Origin of the sequence: Streptomyces sp. NPDC001728 (assembly GCF_040297565.1) — a bacterium.
GTDB lineage: Bacteria > Actinomycetota > Actinomycetes > Streptomycetales > Streptomycetaceae > Streptomyces.
In genome coordinates this window covers 1-22,035 of record NZ_JBEOZK010000034.1, presented here as the reverse complement: position 1 = coordinate 22,035, position 22,035 = coordinate 1, and the positions used below count along the sequence as shown (strand labels likewise).

At 71.9% G+C, this 22,035-nt stretch carries 18 protein-coding genes and 1 pseudogene; 8 read left to right on the top strand and 11 right to left on the bottom strand.

Annotation, left to right across the window (positions count from 1 at the left end):
• Positions 1–9 precede the first annotated feature (9 nt).
• The 3 genes from ABT154_RS32745 (at position 10) to ABT154_RS32735 (ending at position 4,700) form a co-directional block, all read left to right on the top strand.
• Complete coding sequence (locus ABT154_RS32745) at positions 10–1,785, top strand: S8 family serine peptidase (protein ID WP_351861850.1); 1,776 nt, start codon at positions 10–12, stop codon at positions 1,783–1,785.
• Between the two features lie 240 nt (positions 1,786–2,025).
• Positions 2,026–2,931, top strand: a complete 906-nt coding sequence (locus ABT154_RS32740; RefSeq protein ID WP_351861848.1) for an AurF N-oxygenase family protein — start codon at positions 2,026–2,028, stop codon at positions 2,929–2,931.
• Between the two features lie 104 nt (positions 2,932–3,035).
• A complete protein-coding gene (locus tag ABT154_RS32735; protein WP_351861846.1) occupies positions 3,036–4,700 on the top strand; it encodes an FAD-dependent oxidoreductase in 1,665 nt (554 codons plus the stop codon).
• A gap of 192 nt (positions 4,701–4,892) precedes the next feature.
• On the opposite strand, the gene ABT154_RS32730 is transcribed toward ABT154_RS32735, so the two are convergent.
• Both ABT154_RS32730 and ABT154_RS32725 read right to left on the bottom strand, forming a co-directional pair.
• Positions 4,893–5,471, bottom strand: a complete 579-nt coding sequence (locus tag ABT154_RS32730) for a Type-2Aa cytolytic delta-endotoxin (protein ID WP_351861844.1) — start codon at positions 5,469–5,471, stop codon at positions 4,893–4,895.
• A 64-nt stretch (positions 5,472–5,535) separates the two neighbouring features.
• Entirely contained in the window at positions 5,536–6,378 is an 843-nt protein-coding gene (locus ABT154_RS32725) for a LysR family substrate-binding domain-containing protein (protein ID WP_502969652.1), read from the bottom strand.
• A gap of 64 nt (positions 6,379–6,442) precedes the next feature.
• Here ABT154_RS32725 and ABT154_RS32720 point away from each other — a divergent pair, with 64 nt between their 5' ends.
• The 3 genes from ABT154_RS32720 (at position 6,443) to ABT154_RS32710 (ending at position 8,441) form a co-directional block, all read left to right on the top strand.
• A complete protein-coding gene (locus ABT154_RS32720) occupies positions 6,443–6,844 on the top strand; it encodes a DUF5997 family protein (protein ID WP_317875397.1) in 402 nt (133 codons plus the stop codon).
• 96 nt (positions 6,845–6,940) lie between these two features.
• On the top strand, positions 6,941–7,885 hold the full coding sequence (locus tag ABT154_RS32715; RefSeq protein WP_351861840.1) for a universal stress protein: 945 nt from the start codon (positions 6,941–6,943) through the stop codon (positions 7,883–7,885).
• A gap of 52 nt (positions 7,886–7,937) precedes the next feature.
• Positions 7,938–8,441 (top strand): nucleotide triphosphate diphosphatase NUDT15, encoded by a 504-nt coding sequence (locus tag ABT154_RS32710; RefSeq protein WP_351861839.1) that lies wholly within the window; start codon positions 7,938–7,940, stop codon positions 8,439–8,441.
• Between the two features lie 65 nt (positions 8,442–8,506).
• Here ABT154_RS32710 and ABT154_RS32705 read toward each other — a convergent pair whose 3' ends face one another.
• Positions 8,507–9,190, bottom strand: a complete 684-nt coding sequence (locus ABT154_RS32705) for a formylglycine-generating enzyme family protein (protein WP_351861837.1) — start codon at positions 9,188–9,190, stop codon at positions 8,507–8,509.
• Positions 9,191–9,344: 154 nt separating this feature from the next.
• Between ABT154_RS32705 and ABT154_RS32700 the strand changes: the two genes are divergently transcribed.
• Complete coding sequence (locus ABT154_RS32700; protein WP_351861835.1) at positions 9,345–10,145, top strand: VOC family protein; 801 nt, start codon at positions 9,345–9,347, stop codon at positions 10,143–10,145.
• A 62-nt stretch (positions 10,146–10,207) separates the two neighbouring features.
• Here ABT154_RS32700 and ABT154_RS32695 read toward each other — a convergent pair whose 3' ends face one another.
• The gene (locus ABT154_RS32695) at positions 10,208–10,870 is read right to left on the bottom strand and encodes a hypothetical protein (RefSeq protein WP_351861915.1); all 663 of its coding nucleotides are present in this window, start codon (positions 10,868–10,870) and stop codon (positions 10,208–10,210) included.
• 240 nt (positions 10,871–11,110) lie between these two features.
• Positions 11,111–13,645 (bottom strand): sensor histidine kinase, encoded by a 2,535-nt coding sequence (locus ABT154_RS32690; RefSeq protein WP_351861833.1) that lies wholly within the window; start codon positions 13,643–13,645, stop codon positions 11,111–11,113.
• Between the two features lie 361 nt (positions 13,646–14,006).
• On the opposite strand from ABT154_RS32690, the pseudogene ABT154_RS32685 reads away from it, so the two are divergent.
• Positions 14,007–14,111, top strand: a pseudogene (locus ABT154_RS32685) (slipin family protein); the annotation flags it as partial.
• A gap of 361 nt (positions 14,112–14,472) precedes the next feature.
• Here ABT154_RS32685 and ABT154_RS32680 read toward each other — a convergent pair.
• The 6 genes from ABT154_RS32680 to ABT154_RS32655 all read right to left on the bottom strand — a co-directional run.
• Positions 14,473–15,495 carry a hypothetical protein gene (locus ABT154_RS32680; RefSeq protein WP_351861831.1) on the bottom strand — a complete coding sequence of 341 codons (1,023 nt, stop codon included), beginning with the start codon at positions 15,493–15,495 and terminating at the stop codon, positions 14,473–14,475.
• A gap of 85 nt (positions 15,496–15,580) precedes the next feature.
• Positions 15,581–18,124, bottom strand: coding sequence for a DUF4118 domain-containing protein (locus ABT154_RS32675; protein WP_351861829.1), 2,544 nt, complete (start codon positions 18,122–18,124; stop codon positions 15,581–15,583).
• Positions 18,125–18,177: 53 nt separating this feature from the next.
• Positions 18,178–18,879: a response regulator gene (locus ABT154_RS32670; RefSeq protein WP_351861909.1), complete on the bottom strand. Its 702-nt coding sequence runs from the start codon at positions 18,877–18,879 to the stop codon at positions 18,178–18,180.
• Between the two features lie 104 nt (positions 18,880–18,983).
• A complete protein-coding gene (locus tag ABT154_RS32665; protein ID WP_351861828.1) occupies positions 18,984–19,715 on the bottom strand; it encodes a potassium-transporting ATPase subunit C in 732 nt (243 codons plus the stop codon).
• A 2-nt stretch (positions 19,716–19,717) separates the two neighbouring features.
• The gene (kdpB, locus tag ABT154_RS32660) at positions 19,718–21,829 is read right to left on the bottom strand and encodes a potassium-transporting ATPase subunit KdpB (RefSeq protein WP_351861826.1); all 2,112 of its coding nucleotides are present in this window, start codon (positions 21,827–21,829) and stop codon (positions 19,718–19,720) included.
• Positions 21,826–22,035: potassium-transporting ATPase subunit KdpA (locus tag ABT154_RS32655; RefSeq protein WP_351861825.1), on the bottom strand; the 210-nt coding region annotated here is incomplete at its 5' end. The genes kdpB and ABT154_RS32655, both read right to left, overlap by 4 nt.

Genomic DNA, 22,035 nt, shown 5'->3' with positions numbered 1-22,035 from the left:
TCCGGCCGGATGAGACTCTCGGCCCTCGCGCTCGGCACCACCCTGGTGCTCGGCACGACCGCCGGCCTCGCACAGGCCGCCCCCCTGGACAACGAGCCCCTCGCCGCCCGCCCGGCCGGTCCGGCCGCCGCACCGGCAGCCGCCGCTGCGCCCGCCGCCTGGGCCGCGGGCACCCGCGCCTACCTGGTCGTCACGACCCCGGGCGACACCACCGCCGTCCGCACCGCCATCGCGAACAACGGCGGCTCGGTCTTCTCCTCGTACGACGCGATCGGCGTGATCGTCGCACACTCGACCTCCGCCACGTTCGCCGCCACGATGCGCGGCGTCTCCGGCGTCCAGAAGGTCGGCGCGACACGTACCTCCGACGTCCCCGCCGACGCCTACAACCCGGCGCTCCCGGCCAATCCGGCACAGTCCGCAGCCCCCACGACGGAGCCGGTCCGCTCGGACATGACCCAGATCAAGGCCGACCAGGCCTGGGCCGTCAACCCGGGCTCCGCCTCGGTGAAGGTCGGCATCCTGGACACCGGCGTGGACGACCAGCACCAGGACCTGGCGCCGAACTTCAACGCCGCGGACTCGGTCTCCTGCGCGTACGGCAAGACGGACACCCGCGCCGGAGCCTGGCGCGACGTCGACCAGCACGGCACCCACGTCGCCGGCACGGTCGCGGCGGCCAAGAACGGCAAGGGCGCCGTCGGCGTCGCGCCGGGCGTGAAGATCTCCTCGGTGCGCATCGCCGAGCCCGGCAGCACCCTGTTCTTCGCGGAGAACACCATCTGCGGTCTGGTGTGGGCCGGTGACCACGGCTTCAAGGTCACCAACAACAGCTACTACACGGACCCGTGGCAGTTCAACTGCCCGAACAACCTCGACCAGGCGGCCATCCTGGAGGGCGTGGGCCGCGCCCAGGCGTACGCCGAGAGCAAGGGCTCGCTCCAGGTCGCGGCGGCCGGCAACTCCAATGTCGACCTGGCCAACAAGACCACGGACTCGTCGAGCCCCAACGACTCGACGCCGGTGACCCGGACGATCACCAACGACTGCCTCGACATCCCGGCCGAGCTGCCGGGCGTGGTCACGGTCGCGGCGAACGGCACCAGCGGCTCGTCCAAGGCCTCGTTCTCCAACTACGGCCGTGACGTCATCGAGGTCTCGGCCCCCGGCGAGTCCGTCTACAGCACGATCCCCGGCGGCAAGTACACCTCGATGAGCGGCACGTCGATGGCCTCCCCGCACGTGGCGGGCGTGGCCGCGCTGCTGGCCTCCGCCAACCCGGCGTACACCCCGGCGGACATCCGGGCGAAGCTCGGTGAGCAGGCCACCGACCTGGCCTGCCCGGCGGACAACCGCTGCACCGGCACCACGGCGAAGAACAGCTTCTTCGGCGAGGGCCGCGTCGACGCCCTCAAGGCGACCGGCGGCTCCACCCAGCCCCCCGGCGCGTACTTCGAGAACCTCACGGACGTCACGATCGCGGACAACTCCACGGTCGAGAGCCCGATCACGGTCAGCGGGGTGACGGGCAACGCCCCGGCCACCCTCAAGGTGGGCGTCGACATCAAGCACACCTACATCGGTGACCTGAAGGTCGACCTGGTGGCCCCGGACGGGACCGTGTACACGCTGCACAACCACACGGGCAGCAGCACGGACAACATCGCCCAGACGTACACCGTCAACGCCTCCTCGGAGGTCGCGAACGGGGTCTGGAAGCTGCGCGTGAACGACAACGCGAGCCAGGACTCGGGCAGGATCGACGCCTGGAACCTGACCTTCTAGCCCCCCCGACAGCACAACCCGACCAGCGCGTCCCGACCAGCACGTCCTGGCCCGGGGAACGGGGCCGGAGCCGCCATGGCTCCGGCCCCGTTCGCGTACCCGGGCAGCCCGGTGGAGAGAAAGTCCGTACCGAAGGGTGGGCCTCCCGCGGCTCTTGCTATACGTTCCGTCTAACAAGCTTGCTAGACGCGGAGTCTAACAAGCGCCCGAGCCGACCGAGCGACCCCGAGGAGCCGCACCATGGCAAGCAGCAGCGTTCGCCCGGAGAACCACGACCAGGACGACGTCGCCGAGCGGCTGCTCCGGTCGGCCGCCAAGCTCTCGTACGACCCCGCCGTCGAGGTGGACTGGGACACCCCCCTCGACAAGGACTTCCACGGCCAGAGCCCCGAGTGGAACAGCCTCTACGGCACCGCGTACTGGAACGAGATGACCGAGGACCAGCGCAAGGAGCTGACCCGGCAGGAGTCCGCCTCGGTGGCCAGCACCGGCATCTGGTTCGAGATGATCCTCCAGCAGATGGTGCTCCGCGACATCTACCTCATGGACCACACCGACCCCCGGTTCCAGTGGGCCCTGACCGAGATCGCCGACGAGTGCCGGCACTCCATCATGTTCGCCCGCGGCTCCCAGAAGCTCGGCGCACCCGCCTACCGGCCCCGGCGCACGGTCCTCGAACTCGGACGCTTCATGAAGACCGTCGGCTTCGGCGAGGCCGCGTACGCCGGCATCCTCGTCGCCGAGGAGGTCCTCGACGTCATGCAGCGCGACTGGATGCGCGACGAGCGGGTGGTCCCCTTCGTCCGCACGATCAACAACATCCATGTCGTCGAGGAGTCCCGGCACATGAAGTTCGCCCGGGACGAGACCCGCCGCCACCTCGCCCGAGCGAGCCGCGCCCGCCGCCGGTTCCAGTCCCTCGTGGTCGCCATCGCCGCGTACTACATCATCACCAACCTGGTGAACCCCGAGGTGTACGTGCGCGCCGGGCTCGACGCGGAGCGCGCCCGCCGCGAGGCCGCCGCCAACGAGCACTACAAGTCCCAGCTCCGCGCCAGCTGCGCCGGGCTGATGGAGTTCCTCTCCGACGTCGGCATGCTCACCCGTCCCGCGCTCTTCTTCTACAAGCGCGCCCACCTCCTCTGAGCCGCCCCCGCGGACCCGGCTCGCGCGCACGCCGCGCCGACCCGCCCGCGCGGCCCCGCCGAGACCCACGAGCAGACCCCGACGAGCAGAGCCGAGCCGCTGCCATGACCTACGCCATCACCCAGACCTGCTGCAACGACGCGACGTGCATCGCCGTCTGCCCGGTCAACTGCATCCACCCGACGCCCGAGGAACCGGACTTCGGCACCACGGAGATGCTGTACATCGACCCGCGGACCTGCATCGACTGCGGGGCCTGCGCCGACGCCTGCCCGGTCGACGCGATCTTCCCCGCGGACCGGCTCACCGGACGGCTCCGTGAGTACGAGGCGATCAACGCCGCCTACTACGCGGGCCGGACACCCGCGCCGACGCCCGCCTCCCCCACCTTCCACCCCTGGGGCGCGCCCGCCTTCGCCCGGTCGCTGCCCGCCGATTTCGGGCCGCTGCGCGTCGCGGTCGTCGGCACCGGACCGGCCGGCATGTACGCCGCCGAGGACCTGCTCCTCCACACCAACGCCCAGGTGACGCTGATCGACCGGCTCCCGGTCGCCGGCGGACTCCTCCGGTACGGCGTGGCACCCGACCACCCCGCCACCAAGGGCGCGGGCGACACCTTCGCCCGCTTCCACTCCCACCCCCGGGTCACGATGCGGCTCGGCGTGGAGGTCGGCAAGGACGTCACCGCGGGGGAACTGGCCGCGCACCACGACGCGGTGGTCTACGCGGTCGGCGCGCCCTCCGACCGGCGGCTCGGCATCCCCGGCGAGGAACTGCCCGGCAGCGTCTCGGCGACCTCCGTCGTCTCCTGGTACAACGCCCACCCCGAGACCGGCGCCGACGCCGTCCACCTGGCCGCCTCCACCGAACGGGTCGTCGTCGTCGGCAACGGCAACGTCGCCCTGGACGTCGCCCGCGTCCTCGTCATGGACCCCGCCGAACTCGCCGCCACGGACATCGCCGACCACGCGCTCGCGGCACTGCGCGCCACCCCGGTCCGCGAGGTCGTACTCCTCGGCCGCCGGGGCCCCGAGCACGCGGCGTACACCGGCTCCGAACTCCTCGCCCTCAAGCACCTGCCGGGGGTGGACCTCGTCGTCGACGACCGCGACCCGCGCACCGGAGCGGCCGTCGACGCGGCGGCCACCGGCGAGAAGGCCGCGCTCCTGAGCGATGTCGTCCGCGAGACGGTGGACTGGACGCGGCCCCCCGCTCCGGGCCGGCGCCGGATCGTCCTCCGCTTCCACTCGGCCCCGGTCGAGGCGCTCGGCGACGGTTCGGTACGGACCGTTCGGGTCACCGAGGAGGGTTCGCCCTCGGGTACGGAGATCGGCACGGGTCTCCTCGTCCGCGCGATCGGCTACCGGGGCGTCCCGCTCGCCGGGCTGCCCTTCGACGAGGCCGGCGGAACGGTGCCGCACGAGGCGGGACGCGTGACCGGGCTGCCCGGGAGCTATGTCGTCGGCTGGATCAAGCGGGGGCCGTCCGGCGGCATCGGCGCCAACCGGTCGTGCGCGGAGGAGACGGTCGGGACACTGCTCGCGGACGCGGTCGCCGGGGCGCTGCCGAAGCCCACGGGTACGGCCCAGGAGTTCCGCCGGCTGACGCGGACCCGCAGCCGGCACCTGGTCGACGCGCGCGGGCTCGCGGCCATCGAACGGGCCGAGCGGGCCAGGGGGAGGGACGCGGGGCGCCCCCGGGTCAAGATCGCCACGGTTCCTGAACTGGTCGCGGCGGCGCGGGCGGGACGGCGGCGGCTCAAGGGCTGAGGTGTCGCGGGAAGGCGCGGAGGTACGGGGGCGGGCGGGTGCCCATGTGTTGGCGCTGTGCGGTGCGCGGTGCCCGGGAGCTCGTACGGGGTTCCGGCCCGGGACGGCGGGCCGGTACGGCGCAGTAGGGCGTACGTCCACGAGGACGCACGACGGCCCACGGTCGCGTACGACGGACGGCGACGGGGAACGTCAGGCCGCGAGGCCCAGGGCCTGGCGGACCACGATCGCGTTGAGCCGCACCGCGAAGGGCACCACGTCCGTCAGCTCCAGGGCCACGGCCTCGGTCTTCGGCAGCTCGACGGTCACGTCGACACAGAAGGCCAGCGCGTACATGTGCCCGCCCGTCTCCTCGTCCTGGAGGGCGAAGAACAGGTCCCGGTAGAAGCGGGTCCGCTCCCCCGACTCCTCGTAGAAGGAGAGCCCGGGCTGCCCCTCCTGCGCGGCGAGGCCCGTGAGGGCCCCGACGAGTTCCCGCTCGACGGTGGCCCAGAAGCCGGCCTCCGCGCACTCCGGAGGCAGGGCCTGCCGGACGGCCTCCTTGAGCGAGAGCACCATGACGAGGACGGGGGCGTACTCCTGGAGCCCCCACCCCCGCACCATCTTCACCACGGTGCTGTCCGGGACGGCCGCTGCGGCCTCCCGTATCGCGTCGAAGTCGAAGTTGACGGTCGCCGGGGCGATCGCGTCCTGGAACACCCGGTCGATGGACCGGGCCTGGTCGAGGTGGTCCGGTGCGACCTCGACGACGGTCCTGAAACTGGCGGCCAAAGCTCCTCCTGCGTGATCTCGGTGATCAGGAGGGGTCAGTATGCAGGAGGGGCGGTACGGAGGATCAGGACTTCCGGCGCGGCTTCCCACCGGTACGGCCCTTGCCGGAGCCCCCGGCGGCGCCGCCGCTCTTGCGGGCCGCGGGCCTGCCCGCCGTACGGGAGCCGCTCGCCGGCTTCCCCGGCCTGGCGGGCTTCCCCGACTTCTGGCCGCCCTTCTGTTCCTTCGGCTGCTTCTGGCCCTTCTGGGCCTCGGCGCGGCGGCCCCGGGTGCTGTTCACCGTGCGACCGCGCACGATGCCGATGAACTCCTCCACCAGGTCGGGCGCCTCGTCGGCGGCGAGCCAGGAGAGCGCCACCCGCGACTGCGGGACCTCGGTGAGCGTCCGGTAGGTGAGGTCCTTGCGGTGGTGCAGCCGGGCGAGGGACTGGGGGAGGGCGATCAGGCCGACACCGGCGGCGACCAGTTCGATCGCGTCGGCGGTCGTCTCCGGGCGCTCGTTGGCCGCGCGGCCCGGCGGGCGCTCCCAGCCGAGGGTGTCGTCGAGGGGGTGCAGGACGAGCTCGTCGGCGAGGTCGTCGGCCGAGACCTCCTCGGCGGCGGCGAACAGGTGGTCCTTGGGGAGGACCACGACCGTCGTCTCGGTGTAGAGCGGGATCGCGCTGAGGTCGTCCCGGTCCACGGGCAGCCGGACCAGGCCGGCGTCGGCCGTGCCCTCCCGGAGCGCGCCGAAGGCCTCGGCGGGCGTCACGGCGAGGAGGGAGAGGGGGACGTCGGGCAGCCTCTCGTTCCAGACCCGCACCCACTTGGAGGGCGTCACACCGGGCACGTACGCCAGCCGGAACGGCGGGGAGCCGGCGGGGGAATCCGTACGGGGATCTGAGGGAGAAGCGTCCGAGCCAGTCACCCGGCCAGGTTACCGGTAGCTGCCGTGGTCGGAGTTCGTCCGCACGCTCGATACCCTTGACCCCATGACGTCGCACCAGAACACCCAGACGATGAAGCCCGCCACCGCGGCGAAGAAGCTGGGTGTGTACCTCGAGGCCACCCCCGCAGAGTTCCAGGAGGGTGTCGTCTCGCGCACCGAGCTGACCGAGCTCCAGGCGAACCCGCCCGCCTGGCTCCAGGAGCTCCGGAAGAACGGCCCGCACCCCCGCCCGGTGGTCGCGCAGCGCCTCGGCATCTCCATCGCCGGTCTGGCGCGCGGCGGCATCACCGAGCCGCTCACCACCGAGCAGATCGACGAGCTGCGCCAGGAGCTGCCCGAGTGGCTCCAGAAGGAGCGCGCCACGCAGGCGGAGGTCCGCAAGGAGACCGTCCGCATCAAGGAGCGCGACGCCGAGCGCGCGGCGCGGAGCGAGCAGGGCGCCTGACCGCTCCGTCCGGGGACCGGGCGGCCCGTCGGGCCGCCCGGTCCCGACTTCTTCTGACCGGTGTGGCGTACGGGCGGGTGCGGGAGTCATTCCTCCATGAGTGACACGAGCACCGCGTCCGAGCCGCCGGTCGTCGTCGGCGTGGACGGGTCCGAGCACAGCCTCCGCGCCCTCGAATGGGCCCTGAGCTCCGCCGAGCACCTGGGATCACCGCTGGTCGTGGCCCATGTCCGCTCCGACGCCCTCCAGCTCGGCGCCGCCCGCATCGCCTCCCTGGGCCCGGCCCCCGAGCTGCCCGACACGGTGCTGGACGCCGTGCGGACCGTCGTCGAGGAACGCGGGCACCGCGCACCCGTTCGGTACGAGTCCCTGGACGGGACCGTGAACGACGCCCTGCCGGTGGCGGCGCGAGGCGCCCGGCTCCTGGTGACCGGTTCCCGTGGACACGGGGGCGTCGCCTCCCTGCTCCTCGGTTCCACCAGCCGTACGCTCGCCGCGACCGCGCCGTGCCCGCTCGTGGTCGTCCCGCACGCGGCACGCGCGGCCTCCCTGGACGGCGGGGCGGAGGCCGGCCGGGTCCTGCTCGGCCTGCACGTGGAGGAGACGGCGGACGAGGTGGTGGCCTTCGCGTTCGAGGCGGCGCACCACCGGGGCGTACCGCTGGAGGCCGTGACCGCCTTCCGGGTCCCGCCGCAGCCGGGCGCGCTCGTCGTCGCCCCCTCCCCCGCCCTCCAGGTCCCGCCGCCGCCGGCCTTCGCGGACGACACGGAGGAGCTCGTACGGGAGGCGGAGCGGGAGCAGTCCGAACGGCTGCGTCCCTTCGCCGAGCGCCGGCCCGGGGTCGAGCTGGTCCCCGCGGTGGTCCCCGGAGACGCGGCGGGCCGCCTGGTGGAGGGCTCGCGCGACGCGGCCCTCCTGGTCGTGGGCCGCCACCACCGCCACCGCCTGGGCTCCCTGCTCATCGGCTCGGTGGCCCACGCGGTCCTCCACGAGGCCCACTGCCCGGTGGCGGTTGTCCCACCGGCACCGCCGACGGCCTGAGAGGACGGGAGGCCCGGGTCGGCTGTCAGTGCGTGCTGGTAGAAGTGCGGGCATGAGCAACAGCACCGACCGGGCCGCCACCGCCCGGCGCAATGTCCAGCCGCCGCCCGCCCGTGCCTCCCTCGGCGCGGGGGTCGTCGTGACCGACGACGCCGGGCGGGTACTCCTGGGACTGCACCGCTCCGGGGTGTGGGAACTGCCCGGCGGACAGGTCGAGCCGGGGGAGTCCGTCGAGGAGGCGGTGGTCCGCGAGCTGGCCGAGGAGACGACGCTCGTCGCGGAGGCCGCCGACGTGGAGGTCATCGGGCTGCTCCTGGACTCGGTCACGTCCACGCAGCTGACCCGGATGACCGCCGCCACCGTCCTGCGCGGCTTCCGTGGGGTGCCCGCCGTGGCCGAGCCGGACAAGATCGAGCGCTGGGAGTGGACACGTCCCGATCGCCTGCCGACGGCGCTGTTCCTGCCCTCCGCCCAGGTGCTGCGGGTGTGGCGGCCCGAGCCGCCGCTGGCGGACGCGCGGTTCCACCGGTACGTCCTGGGCAGGATGCCCGGCTGAACCGGCCCGGCGGTCGGCCCTTCCCGGTGGTCGACGCGGGCCGATGGTCGACGCGGGCCGGGCGGTCAGCCCGGGAGAGTGCGGGCCAGGCGGAAGCCCACGTCGTCCAGGGTGAGGGTGGGGTGGCTGCGGCGGCGGACCGAGGCCCGGCAGCTCCAGTGGGGGTCGAACCAGCCGCCGCCGCGCAGGACGCGGTACGAGCCGTAGACCTCGGCGTCGTACAGGTCCCAGCACCATTCCCAGACGTTGCCCAGCATGTCGTGGAGGCCCCAGGCGTTGGGGCGCAGTCCCGCCACCTCGTGGAGGCGTTCGCCGGAGTTCCCCCGGTGCCAGGCGATCTCGTCGAGCGGGCCGTAGCGGGGCTCCGTGGTGCCGGCGCGGCAGGCGTGCTCCCATTCGGCCTCGGTGGGGAGGCGGTAGCCGTCGGCGGTCCGGTCCCAGGCGGGCCCGTACTCGTCATCGGGATCGGTGGGGACCCCGTACGCGGGCCGGAGTCCCTCCCTGGCCGAGAGGGCGTCGCAGAAGCGGACCGCGTCCTGCCAGGACACGCCCTCCACCGGCAGCCGGTCGCCGCGGGCGGTGCCGGGGTGGTCGCCCGTGACCTGCTCGTACAGCTCCCGGGTGACCGGGACGGCGCTCAGGCCGTACGGGGCGAGGTCGACCGTCCAGCTCCGCTCCGTGCGGCGGTCCGACAGCGTGACCCGCCCCCCGGGCACCTCGATCATGGCGTCGCCCCCCTGTGTCCTCATGCCGTGCATGGTCGCAGCATTCGGGGCCGGTCACATCGCGTCACCGAGCGCTCCGGGGCGAGCGTGGCTAGCGTGGCACACAGGAACACGTCATCGAGGCGGGCATCGTGCCCGACATCGTCACCCTGTCGAATCGGAAGTGGGAGTCACCGTCATGGCCGCACGACCTGAAGGCACGCCGGTCTGGACCGACGCGATGTTCACCGACGTCGAGGGCGCCAAGACGTTCTACGGCGACGTGCTCGGCTGGACCTTCGGCGAGTCCTCGTCGGAATTCGGCAACTACACGCAGGCGTACAAGAACGGCAAGGCGGTCGCGGCCGTCGTGCCCCCGATGCCGGGCCAGGACGGGGAGCCGCAGTCGGCCTGGTGTCTGTACTTCGCCTCCCCGGACGCCGCCGCGACGGCGGAGAAGATCCGCCGCGCGGGCGGCACGGTCCTGATGGAGCCGATGCAGGTCGGCGACTTCGGCTCGATGTGCATCGCCCAGGATCCCTCGGGCGTGGCGTTCGGCGTCTGGCAGGCCGGGCAGCACGCGGGCTTCGAGCTGGAGGGCGAGACCGGCTCGTACGCCTGGGCCGAGGTCTTCACCCGGGAGCCCGCGAAGTCCGACGCGTTCTTCACCGAGGTCTTCGGCTACAGCTCCCAGAAGATCAAGGACGAGCACATGGACTACCGGGTCTTCGACCTCGGTGGCCCGCAGCCGGTGCTCGGCCGGATGGTGATGACGGCGGAGGGCTTCCCGGCCGAGATCCCGCCCTACATCCAGCTGTACTTCGGCGTCGACAACTGCGACAAGGCCGTCGAGGCGGCCGAACGGCTCGGCGGGCGCAAGGTGTTCGGTCCGATGGACAGCCCCTTCGGCCGGTTCGCGGCGATCCTGGACCCGCAGGGTGCCGCCTTCGCGGTGATCGACATGAAGACCACCGTCGGGAAGACGCCCGATATGGAGTGAGCGGTACGGGAGACCGCCCCGGGACACGCGTCCCGGGGCGGCTGTCGTGTGTCCGGGCGGGGTCAGGCGCTGCCGCGGACCGCGACGATGCCGTTGAAGACGCCCACGTACGCGGTGCCGTCGGGCCCGAGGGTGATCGGAGCCCCGTTGTTGTCGTAGGAGAGGCCGGTACCGGTGAAGCGGCTGAAGACCCGCTGTGAATCTAGGGAGAACCAGTACCGCCAGGGGCACTTCACCTCTGCGGCATCAAGCCCGTCAACCCGATGCCTACCGCCACCCACATCCTCGGCACCGCCGTACGCCCTCACCACATGACCGCCCCGGGCGACAAGATCCAGCCCACCCCGTCGGCAAAGTCGACCACCGCCCGCGCCTCCGCCGACCCGCTCGAACAACTGGCCGACAAACTCGGCGCACGGGCCGCCGCACGAGCCGTGGAAAGGAAGCCACCCTGCCCCAAGACCACCGTCGTGAAGATCCTTTCCACGCTGGTCACCGCAGACGCCGGCGACCTGATGACACTCGTCGCCCGGCACGCCCGGTCCGGCGGTGCCCCGGGGCCGGCTGCCGTGCCCGACCGGCCCGTCCCCCGCCGGGTCGTCACCGGCGGGCACGACGTGTTCCTGCCCCCTCGACCGCTTGAGGCCGCCGTACACCGGCGGCTCGGCGTCGAGCTCGGCGTCATCGAGGGCGCCGGACACCTCGTGATCGAGGATGAGCCCCACCTCATCGCCGATCTCGTGGACCGCGTGGCCCGCTGGGCTCCGTCCAGGCGTGCCGCCTTGGCAGCGGGCGCGGCGTCAGGGCTGCGGCAGGATTCCTCCGGATCGGCGCGGGCGACGCCCGTCGACGTCCAGGCTTCCCCCATGGACAACTCCCTTCGCGACATGGGCTGCGGGCTGACGCTCCCGACCGCCGCGATTCCGGCGACGGCAGCGAGCGGGGCGTCCCATACCGCCGAGTGGCTACGACGGAGGACGCGCCGTGTGGGGAACCGCTGCCGGAAGAGTGAGCGCCATCGCGAACCGTGGCCCGGACGCCACGGAGTCCAGCGTGCCGCCCATGGCCTCGGCCAGATCGCGGGCCAGCCGCAGGATCACGGTGTCCGTCGGTGGGCTCGCATCCGTCATCGACGCCGCGCTGCCCGACCCGGCTCCGGTTCCGTCCCCCACTCGTATCACCAGCCGACCGGACCGTACCTCGGCGGTCAGGCGTGCGGGCTCCTCGGGCGGGGTGTGGCGCAGGGCTTCCGCTGTCAGCGCGGCCAGTACGCGGGTGAGCACCGCCGCGTCGGCGATCGCGTCGGGTAGGTGCTCCGGCAGGGTGCAGCGGATCCTGTCGCTGCCGGGGCCGAGGGTGTCCAGGACCGCGGTCAGTACCTCGTCGAGGTCGACCGGGCGTAGGTAGAGGTCCAGGGATTCGGCACGCAGGCGGCTGAGGTCGTCGAGGTCCGTGACGAGCTGGGTGGCACGGCGTACCGATGACCGGGCCGTGTCGAGGAGCCGGGCGTCGTCGCGCTGGACGGACGGCCGTCCGTCCGCTGCGGCGGGAGGGGAAGGGAGGCGTCGCAACGCCTCCTCGGCGGCGTGCAACGGGGCCCGCAGATCACGGCTCGCGGCGAGAAGCAGCGAGGACCGCGTGTGTTCCGCCTCGGCGCGAAGGCCGGTCTCGGCCGCCAGGGCGGCGAGCCGCCCGTGCGCGTACGCCATGACCAGCTGCGCGGCGCACGCGCCCAGCAGGAGCTGGTCGTCACCGCTGAGGGTGCGACCGCGGGCCGCCAGTGTCGGTCCGTCGGCGGCGGGGCTGTCGACGGGCGTTTCGACGTTCGCGTCGTACGGACGTTCCGGAGGGTTCTCTCCGGCCGCGGCGACGACCGACCAGCGAGGATCGGCAGGGTGCTCCGTGTCCTCCTGCAGCAGGCTGACCGCGTCCAGGCCGAAGTCCTCGCGAACCTGTTCGAGAAGGGTCGGCAGGTCCTGGCCGTGCATCAGGGAGGTGGCGAGCCTGCTCAGGGCACGCGCCTCGGACCGCGCGCGGACGGCCTCGTACGTGCGGCGCGCGGCTGTTCCCGAGGCCGAACCGACTACGACGGCCGTGACGACGAAAACCAGCAGGGCGGCGGTGTCGGACGTGTGCTCCACGTCCAGCGAGTGCAGGGGCAGGGTGAAGTAGTAGTCGGCGAGCAGTCCCGCGGCCAACGCTGCGAACAGGGCGGGCGGCAGACCACCGAAGAGGGCGATCACGACGACGGTCAGGAGGTAGAGCACGAGCACGAGGGCCAGGTCCACGTGCCCCCGTAGCGCGACCAGGAGCAGGGTCAGTGCCGGAAGCACCACCGCTGCCAGCAGCATCGCGCCCCAGAACCGACGTGGTCCGGTGGCGCGTGTCGGGTGCGGCAGCCGCAGGGGCGAGGAGGAGCCGGCGGCCTCCTCGTGGGTCACGACGAGCACGTCGATCGGGCCTGAACGCTGGATCGTCCGGTGTCCCACGCTTCCGTACAGGAAGGTGGAGAGCCGTCCGCGCCGGCTGGCGCCCAGCACGATCTGGGTGACGTTCTCGGCCTCCGCGAACTGCAGCAGGGTCTCGGGGAGGTCGTCGCCGGTCGTCTGGTGGTAGCTGCCGCCCAGCGACTCCACCAGGGCACGCTGGGCGGCGAGGGCGGCCGGGTCGGCATGGACGAGTCCGTCGCTCGGGATGACGTGCAGCGCCAGAAGCTGGCTGCCGGGCGTTCGGGCGGTGACCCGGGCCGCGCGGCGGATCAGGGTCTCGCCCTCCGGGCCGCCTGTCAGGGCGACCATGACGCGTTCGCGGGTCTCCCAGGGTGCGGTGATGCCGTGCTCGGCACGGTAGCGCTGCAGTCCTTCCTCCACGCGGTCGGCGAGCCACAGCAGGGCGAGTTCCCGCAGGGCGGTGAGGTTTCCGACGTGGAAGTAGTGGGTGAGGGCGGCCTCGACGCGGTCGGCGGGGTAGATGTCTCCGTGCAGCATGCGGCGGCGAAGTAGCTCCGGTGGAAGGTCGACCAGCTCGATCTGGTCCGCGCGGCGCGCGACCTCGTCGGGCAGGGTCTCGCGCTGCGGGACGCCGGTGATCTGCCGGACCACGTCGCCCAGTGACTCCAGGTGCTGGACGTTGAGGGTGGTGACGACGTCCGTCCCGTCGTCGAGGAGTTCCTCGACGTCCTGCCAGCGCTTGGCGTGGCGGCAGCCTGGTACGTTCGTGTGGGCCAGCTCGTCGACCAGGGCGACCTGCGGGTGCCGGGCGAGCACCGCGTCCAGATCCATCTCGGTGAAGGCCGCCCCGCGGTGAGTCATGGTGCGTCGGGGGATCGTCTCCAGCCCTTCGGCCATCGCGGCGGTCGGCCGTCGCCCGTGCGGCTCGACGAAACCGGCGACGACATCCGTGCCGCTCGCACGCAGCCGCTGCCCTTCCTCAAGCATGGCGTACGTCTTCCCCACCCCCGGGGCGGCCCCGAGGTAGATCCGCAATCGTCCTCGCGCCATCGGAGGCTCCTACCGACACGCCACACCCACACGCTCTCCCTCCATCATGCGCGCCCGGCCCCCGTCACACTCCGGCACCGGCGCCGACACCACAAGTTTGACGTGTTCCTGACGCTAGAGGCGCATCCCCGGGTCCCGCTCAGCCGTCCTGACCAGTGTCGAACCGGGTTCATGAAGGAGGGCGCCAGGGGGAGCGCAGTGGTCGGAGTCGTCGTCCTGGCCGTCTTCGTTCTGTTGCTGATGCGCAGTGGGACGCGTGTGATCAATCAGGTCGAGCGGGGTGCGGTGTTCCGCTTCGGAAGGGCGCTGCCTGGCCATCGTCAGCCCCGGCATCACCGTCCTGATCCCGGTCGCGGACCGCATGCGGAAGGTGAACGTCCAGGTCGCGACGCTGCCGATCCCGACGCACGAGGGCATCACCCGGGACAACGTCTCGGTCAAGGGCGACGCGGTCGTCTACTACCGGGTCACCGATCCCGCCCGCGCCACGATCGAGGTGCAGGACTACGCCTTCGCCGTCGGCCAGGTCGCGCAGTCGCCGCGTGATGCCTTTCCCGGTGGAGCCGCTCCGCTACTTCGACCGGGCGGCCCGCAACCTCGACGCCGCTGCGGCGCCGACGCCGGAGACGCCGGAAACCCAGACGGGCACCGCGACCGATCGGTCCGCCCCGGCGGATGCCTCCTGATCGACGGACCGACGGACCGACCGGCCTACGGTCCGTCGGTGGCCAGTTCCGACAGAGCCGGGTCCGCCCCTGCGCGGCAGATGCCGCCCGGGGTGGAAACGCCCAGGCCCGGACGCCTGAACGTCCGTTCCTCGTGCCGGCTCACCCGGGGCAGCCGTGGCGGGCCGTCGACGTGGCCGCGAAGCGGCCCAGCAGCTCCTGGACGTCGGCGGGCCGGAGGTCCCCCGGACCGCCCTGGCCGCCGGACGGACCGACCAGCTTGACGTACGCGGTCCCGAGGGCTCCCTCGCAGGTGGGGGCGCGCGTGGTGGCGCCCCTGACGCTGCCGGGGTAGCGGCCGTCGAGATACATCTCCTGCTCGGCGGAGGCTCCGTAGTAGGCGGTCAGATCGGCGACCGTCGTCGCCCCGCGCCTCAGCGCGCAGGCCTCCGTCAGCGCGCGGCCGGCCGGCTTCTCGGACACCGCCGTGACACCCAGTCGGGCCGCCGTCGCGGCGGAGACCACGTCGCGGCAGGTTCCGGTCGCGCGGGCGGGCGGGACATCGCGCCAGCCACTGAGGTCCACGCCGGAGGGACGTGTGCCGAGTGGTCCCTCGCAGTGGAAGCGGCCGGCCGCGGTCCGGGCCGTCTCCGTGGCGAGCCGGGCGACCTGGAGGAGCTGCGTCCTGGTGAGGTCCTCGGTTTTCGCGGTGGCCTCGGCGAGTATCAGGAGGCCCTTGCCGGGCAGCGCGGCGCAGTCGACGAGGACCGCCGCCTCGGGCCGGTTCCGGCTGACGAACGAGCCGTCCCATCCGTGTCCGAGTGGCGTCGCCGAGGACTCTTCCGCCGCACCGCTGGCCCGGTGTGCGGCGACCGGGCGGATCTGCAGCCGCAGGGTGGGCCCCGAGGCCTGTCCGCGCGCCGTGACCGAGCACCACTCCGTGTCGTATCCGACCCATTCACCGGTGTGCCCGCGCACTTCCAGGTCGGCACCGGCGAAGAACGTCCGGGCCTCTCCTACCGCCAGCGACCCCCGGCAGCCGTCCCCCAGGTCGTCGCCGGTCGCCGTGCCTCCGGCGAATCCGAACCAGACCGCACTACCGGCCGCCGCCATCGCCAGGGCGGCGGCGAGTGCCTTGACCCCGGTCATGCGCGCCTTCGTTCGCGAGTGCTCCGTCTCGCTCACCAGCACTCCCCCTTCGTCCGCGTCCTCGGTGCCCTGCCGGCACCCTGGTGGATGACTGATCATCCGGCCGTACGGTTCCGAGCGGTCACGTCGTCGCGGTCGTCGCCTCGGGGTGGAAGGGCGGGGCGCCGTCCTCCCTGCGGAGGCTGATGGTCATGGTCAGGCCGCCGCCCGGGGTGTCCTCCGCCGTGACCGTGCCGCCCATGGCTTCGACGAAGCCGCGGGCGACGGCGAGGCCGAGGCCGACTCCCGCGCCCCGCGGGGCGTCGCCGTGGCGCTGGAAGGCGCCGAAGATGCGGTCCTTGGCCTCGTCGGGCACGCCCGGGCCACGGTCGACGACCCGGAGTTCGACGCGCTCGGCGATCGCGCTGGCGGCCACGAGGACCGGGGTTCCGTCAGGGCTGTACTTCACCGCGTTCTCGACGACGTTGGCGACGGCCCGTTCGAGCAGGCCGCGGTCGACGACGACCATGGGCAGGGTCTCGGGGATGTCGAGCTCGACACTGTCGTCGGGCACGCCGACGAGGGCCATCGGAACGACCTCGTCGAGGTCGGTCTGCCGCAGGACGGCGGTGACGGTGCCGGTCTCCAGGCGGGAGACATCGAGGAGGTTGCCGACGAGGTGGTCGAGCCGGTCGGCGCCCTCCTCCACGTTCGCGAGCAGGTCGGCCCGGTCCTCCTCCGACCACTCGACGTCCTCCGCCCGCAGCGAGGAGACCGAGGCCTTGATGCCGGCGAGCGGGGTGCGCAGGTCGTGGCTGACGGCGGAGAGCAGCGAGGTACGGATCTTGTTGCCCTCGGCCTGTCGGCGGGCTTCCTCCGCCTCGTCGACGAGCCGCTGCCGGTCCAGGACGACCGCGGCCTGCGCGGCGAACGCGCCGAGGACGCGCCGGTCCTCTCCCGGCAGGACGCGGCCGGTCAGCGCGAGCGCCAGGTGGTCGCCGACCGGCATGTCGACGTCCGCGTCCTCGGGCCGGCCAGCCGGGCGGCAGGGGCCGACGGCGGCGACGCACGTCCACGGCTCGGTGTCGTCGTGGCGCTCCAGGAGCGCGACGGACTCCATGGCGAAGGTCTCCCGGAGCCGTTCGAGCAGTGCGTCGAGTCCGGTCTCGCCGCGCAGCACGCTGCCGGCGAGGAAGGAGAGCGTCTCCGCCTCGGCACGCAGGCGGGCGGCCTGGTGGGTGCGGCGGGCGGCAAGGTCGACCACGGAGGCGACGGAGATCGCCACTCCCACGAAGATCACCAGGGCGACCACGTTCTTCGGGTCGGCGATCGTGAGCTCGTGTATCGGAGGGGTGAAGTAGTAGTTGAGCAGCAGCGACCCCACGGCCGCCGAGGCCAGGGCCGGGCGTAGGCCACCGAGGAGTGCGGCGGCGACGGTGAGCGTGAGGAACAGCAGGACGTCGTTCGCGAGACCCATGTCGGGCAGGGCGCCGCTGAGCAGCAGGGTGAGCGCCACCGGGCCGGCGAGGCCGACCACCCAACCCCAGATGGTGCGGGACCGCCCGAGTTTCGCGCGACGCGCCACGGGCAGCCCGCGGCCCTTCGCCGCCTCGTCGTGGGTGACGATGTGGACGTCCAGGTCCGGACCCGACTCGCGGGCGACGGTGGCGCTGACACCGGGGCTGAAGGCGTACTGCCAGGAGCGGCGGCGGCTGACGCCGAGGACGATCTGCGTCGCGTTGACGCCTCGGGAGAAGTCGAGGAGGCCGGCCGGGATGTCGTCGCCGACGACGTGGTGGAAGGTGCCGCCGAGGTCCTCGACGAGAGTCCGCTGGACGGCCAGTTCCTTCGGGGAGGCAGAGGTGAGGCCATCGCTGCGGGAGATGTAGACGGCCAGGACCTCGCCGCCCGCGCCCTTCTCGGCGAGGCGGGCGGCCCGGCGGATCAGGGTACGGCCCTCGGGGCCACCCGTGAGGCCGACGACGATCCGCTCCCGGGAGCCCCAGATCTTCGAGACCCGGTGTTCGGTGCGGTACTCCTGGAGGTATTCGTCGACCCGGTCGGCGGTCCAGAGCAGGGCCAGTTCGCGCAGGGCCGTCAGGTTGCCGGGGCGGAAGTAGTTGGACAGGGCCGCGTCGACCTTGTCCGGCTTGTAGACGTTGCCGTGGGCCATCCGCCGCCGCAGGGCCTGCGGCGACATGTCAACCAGCTCTATCTGGGCGGCGCGGCGCACCACCTCGTCCGGGACGGTCTCCCGCTGCCGTACCCCGGTGATCGACTCGACCACGTCGCCGAGCGACTCCAGGTGCTGGATATTGACCGTGGAAACGACGTCGATGCCGGCCGCGAGCAGCTCCTCGACGTCCTGCCAGCGCTTGGCGTTCCGCGAGCCGGGGATGTTGGTGTGGGCCAGCTCGTCCACGAGCACGACGGCGGGCTTCCGGGCGAGGACCGCGTCGACGTCCATCTCGGTGAAGACCGTGTCCCGGTACGCGATCTCCTTGCGCGGCATCGCCTCCAGGCCGCGCAGCATCACCTCCGTACGCGGCCGGCCGTGGTGCTCGACGAAGGCGACGACGCAGTCGGTGCCGCGCTCCACCCGCCGGTGGGCCTCCGAGAGCATCGAGTACGTCTTGCCGACGCCCGGTGCCGCGCCGAGGTAGATACGAAGCTTTCCGCGTCCCATGGTGTCGTTTCTCGTCGATGTCGGACAGAGCGGGTACGTGTGCGGGCGAGGCGTCACGTCTCGAATCGATATCCCATGCCGGGCTCGGTGATCAGATAGCGAGGGTGTGACGGATCCGCCTCCAGCTTGCGGCGCAGCTGCGCCATGTAGACCCTCAGGTAGTTGGTCTTGGTGCCGTAGCTCGGCCCCCACACCTCCTTGAGGAGGCGCTGCTGGCTGACGAGGACGCCGGGGTTGCAGATGAGGATCTCCAGCAGGTGCCACTCGGTCGGTGTGAGCCGGATGTCGCGGTCACCGCGGCGTACCTTCTTCGCCACGAGATCGACTGTGAAGTCATCGGTCGTGACCAGGCCGCCCGCCACTCCGGTGCCCGTCCGCGCATGCACGGGCGACTCCTCCAGACGGCGGGTGGCCGCCCTCAGCCGGGCGAGGAGTTCGTCCATGCTGAAGGGCTTGGTCATGTAGTCGTCCGCACCCGCGTCGAGGGCGCGGATCTTGTCCTCGGACCCGCTGCGGGCGGAGAGCACGAGCACCGGAGCCCGGTTCCAGCCTCGCAGCGCCCGGATGAGGTCGATGCCGTCCATGTCCGGCAGCCCGAGATCCAGGAGGATCACGTCCGGTGGCTCGGTGGCCGCGAGCCGGAGCGCGGTGGCGGCGTCGTGGGCCGCGTCCACGTCGTACGTGCGTGCTTTGAGGTTGATCGTCAGAGCACGCGCGAGCTGCGCGTCGTCCTCGACGACCAGGACCCGGGTCATCCGCGTACTGCCTTTCGTCTTGAGCATGGCGTCGGATGCGCGTCGGGAGCCGGCAGCCGGGGCGTTCCCGGGCTGCCGGCTCCCTTGCGTCGTGCGTAAGACCATCAGCCCTTGGCCGTCACGAGGTTCTTCAGCGCGATGTTGAGCTGGAGGACGTTGACGCGGGGTTCGCCGATGAAGCCGAGGATGCGGTCGTCGGTGTGGTCGGCAACCAGCTTCTCGACGGCAGAGACGTCCAGGTGGTTCAGCTCGGCGACCCGGTGGGCCTGGAGTTTCGCGTACTCCGGGGAGATGTGCGGGTCCAGGCCCGATCCGGAGGACGTGACGGCGTCGGCGGGGACGTCGGACGGCTTCACCTTGAAGTCGGGGGTGGAGTTGTCCTTGACGACGGCGGCCTTGGCATCCGTCACCTGGGCACACAGGGTGCCCTCCTCCGGCTTCTCCGGGCAGACGGCCTTCCCTTCCTTGTCGGTCACGGCGCCGTTGTCGCCGGAGCGGTTGGTGGCACCAGAGAGGATGAGCTTGTACTGGGTGTTGACGGAGTTCACGCCGAGGCCGTTGGACGGGCGCGGCTGGAACCACTTCAGGTCCGCACTCGCGGTCTCCTCGCCGTCCTTCAGCGGGAGGTTGTAGGTCTGGCCGATGAGCTCGGAGCCGACGACCTTGCCGCTCGCGTCCTTGATCTCGGAACCGTTCGCCTTGCCCGGGAAGGCGAGCTGGGCAAGCCCGGTGACGGCGAGCGGGTAGAGCACGCCCGTCACCACGGTCAGGACGAGCAGGGCACGGAGAGCGGCCCAGAGCAGACGTCCCGCGTTTCCTACGGAGTTGTTCGTCATGGTCAGCCGATTCCGGGGATGAGGGAGATGAGCAGGTCGATGATCTTGATGCCGATGAACGGGGCGATCAGGCCGCCGAGTCCGTAGAGGCCGAGGTTGCGGCGGAGCATCGAGTCGGCGCTGGACGGCCGGTAGCGCACGCCCTTCAGGGCGAGCGGCACGAGCGCGATGATGATCAGCGCGTTGAAGATGACCGCGGAGAGGATCGCGGACTCCGGCGAGGCCAGGCCCATGATGTTGAGCTTGTCCAGCGACGGGTAGGCGACCGCGAACATGGCCGGGATGATCGCGAAGTACTTCGCGACGTCGTTGGCGATGGAGAAGGTGGTCAGCGCGCCTCGGGTGATGAGGAGTTGCTTGCCGATCTCGACGATCTCGATGAGCTTGGTCGGGTTGGAGTCGAGGTCGACCATGTTGCCGGCCTCCTTCGCGGCCGACGTGCCCGTGTTCATCGCCACGCCCACGTCCGCCTGCGCCAGCGCGGGGGCGTCGTTGGTGCCGTCACCCGTCATGGCGACGAGCTTGCCGCCGGCCTGCTCGCGCTTGATGAGGGCCATCTTGTCCTCGGGGGTGGCCTCGGCGAGGAAGTCGTCGACTCCGGCCTCCTCGGCGATGGCCTTGGCGGTCAGCGGGTTGTCGCCCGTGATCATGACCGTACGGATGCCCATGCGGCGCAGCTCGTCGAACCGCTCGCGCATGCCGTCCTTGACGACGTCCTTGAGGTGGATGACGCCGAGAACGCGCGCCCCCTTGCCGTCCTTGACCGCGACGAGGAGGGGCGTGCCGCCGGCCTCGGAGATGGCGTTGGCGAGGGTGTCGGCGTCGTCGGAGACCTGGCCGCCCTGCTCCTTCACCCAGGTGACCACGGAGCCCGCGGCACCCTTGCGGATGCTCTTGCCGTCCACGTCCACGCCCGACATCCGGGTCTGGGCGGTGAACTCGATCCACGTGGCGCGCGCCAGCTCGCCCTGGTGGCGCTCGCGCAGCCCGTACTTCTCCTTGGCGAGGACGACGATCGAGCGGCCCTCGGGGGTCTCGTCGGCGAGCGAGGAGAGCTGGGCGGCGTCGGCGACCTCCGCGTCAGTGGCGCCCTTGACCGGGACGAACTCCGAGGCCTGGCGGTTGCCGAGGGTGATGGTGCCGGTCTTGTCGAGCAGCAGCGTCGACACGTCGCCGGCGGCCTCGACGGCCCGGCCGGACATCGCGAGGACGTTGCGCTGGACGAGGCGGTCCATGCCGGCGATGCCGATCGCGGAGAGCAGCGCGCCGATGGTCGTCGGGATGAGGCAGACGAGGAGCGCCGCCAGCACGATCATCGAGGTCTGCTTGTCGGCCCCGGCGTAGATCGCGAAGGGCTTGAGGGTGACCACGGCGAGCAGGAAGACGATGGTGAGGGACGCCAGCAGGATGTTGAGGGCGATCTCGTTCGGGGTCTTCTGCCGGGCCGCGCCCTCGACCAGGTTGATCATCCGGTCGATGAAGGTCTCGCCCGGCTTCGTCGTGATCTTGATGACGATCCGGTCGGAGAGCACCTTCGTGCCGCCGGTGACCGCGCACCGGTCGCCGCCCGACTCGCGGATGACGGGGGCGGACTCGCCGGTGATCGCCGACTCGTCGACGGAGGCGACGCCCTCGACGACGTCGCCGTCGCCGGGGATGATGTCGCCGGCCTCGCAGACCACGAGGTCGCTGATCCTGAGCTCGGTGCCGGGGACCTGCTCCTCGCTCTTGCCGTCCTGGGTCAAGCGGCGGGCGATGGTGTCGGTCTTGGCCTTGCGCAGGGTGTCGGCCTGGGCCTTGCCCCGGCCCTCCGCGACCGCCTCCGCCAGATTGGCGAAGATCGTCGTCAGCCACAGCCAGACGGTGATCGCCCAGCCGAACCAGTCACCCGGGTGCGCCACCGCCAGCCCGGTGGTGACCACCGAGCCGACGAGCACCACGAACATGACCGGCGACTTGACCATCACGCGCGGGTCGAGCTTCCTGATCGCGTCCGGGAAGGACCTGACCAGCTGCTTCGGATCGAACAGGCCCCCTCCGACCCGTCCGCCCTCGGGCTTGTGCCCCGTGGGTACGTCCGGGTGCGGTGCCCGGGGAGGAGTGATGGCGCTCATGCTGCGAGCCCTTCGGCGAGCGGTCCCAGCGCGAGGGCCGGGAAGTAGGTGAGACCGGTGATGATCAGGATCGTGCCGACGAGGAGGCCGGTGAACAGCGGTTTCTCGGTGCGCAGGGTGCCCGCGGTCTCGGGTACGGGCGTCTGCTCGGCGAGTGAACCGGCCAGCGCGAGGACGAACACCATCGGCAGGAACCGGCCGAGCAG

What these genes read in the sequence shown, in the direction of transcription:
- ABT154_RS32705 (WP_351861837.1), bottom strand. Translation starts at nt 9,190, where the DNA reads ATGAGGACACAGGGGGGCGACGCCATGATCGAGGTGCCCGGGGGGCGG.
- ABT154_RS32715 (WP_351861840.1), top strand. Translation starts at nt 6,941, where the DNA reads ATGAGTGACACGAGCACCGCGTCCGAGCCGCCGGTCGTCGTCGGCGTG.
- ABT154_RS32700 (WP_351861835.1), top strand. Translation starts at nt 9,345, where the DNA reads ATGGCCGCACGACCTGAAGGCACGCCGGTCTGGACCGACGCGATGTTC.
- kdpB (WP_351861826.1), bottom strand. Translation starts at nt 21,829, where the DNA reads ATGAGCGCCATCACTCCTCCCCGGGCACCGCACCCGGACGTACCCACG.
- ABT154_RS32720 (WP_317875397.1), top strand. Translation starts at nt 6,443, where the DNA reads ATGACGTCGCACCAGAACACCCAGACGATGAAGCCCGCCACCGCGGCG.
- ABT154_RS32735 (WP_351861846.1), top strand. Translation starts at nt 3,036, where the DNA reads ATGACCTACGCCATCACCCAGACCTGCTGCAACGACGCGACGTGCATC.
- ABT154_RS32665 (WP_351861828.1), bottom strand. Translation starts at nt 19,715, where the DNA reads ATGACGAACAACTCCGTAGGAAACGCGGGACGTCTGCTCTGGGCCGCT.
- ABT154_RS32710 (WP_351861839.1), top strand. Translation starts at nt 7,938, where the DNA reads ATGAGCAACAGCACCGACCGGGCCGCCACCGCCCGGCGCAATGTCCAG.
- ABT154_RS32675 (WP_351861829.1), bottom strand. Translation starts at nt 18,124, where the DNA reads ATGGGACGCGGAAAGCTTCGTATCTACCTCGGCGCGGCACCGGGCGTC.
- ABT154_RS32740 (WP_351861848.1), top strand. Translation starts at nt 2,026, where the DNA reads ATGGCAAGCAGCAGCGTTCGCCCGGAGAACCACGACCAGGACGACGTC.
- ABT154_RS32670 (WP_351861909.1), bottom strand. Translation starts at nt 18,879, where the DNA reads ATGACCCGGGTCCTGGTCGTCGAGGACGACGCGCAGCTCGCGCGTGCT.
- ABT154_RS32745 (WP_351861850.1), top strand. Translation starts at nt 10, where the DNA reads ATGAGACTCTCGGCCCTCGCGCTCGGCACCACCCTGGTGCTCGGCACG.
- ABT154_RS32690 (WP_351861833.1), bottom strand. Translation starts at nt 13,645, where the DNA reads ATGGCGCGAGGACGATTGCGGATCTACCTCGGGGCCGCCCCGGGGGTG.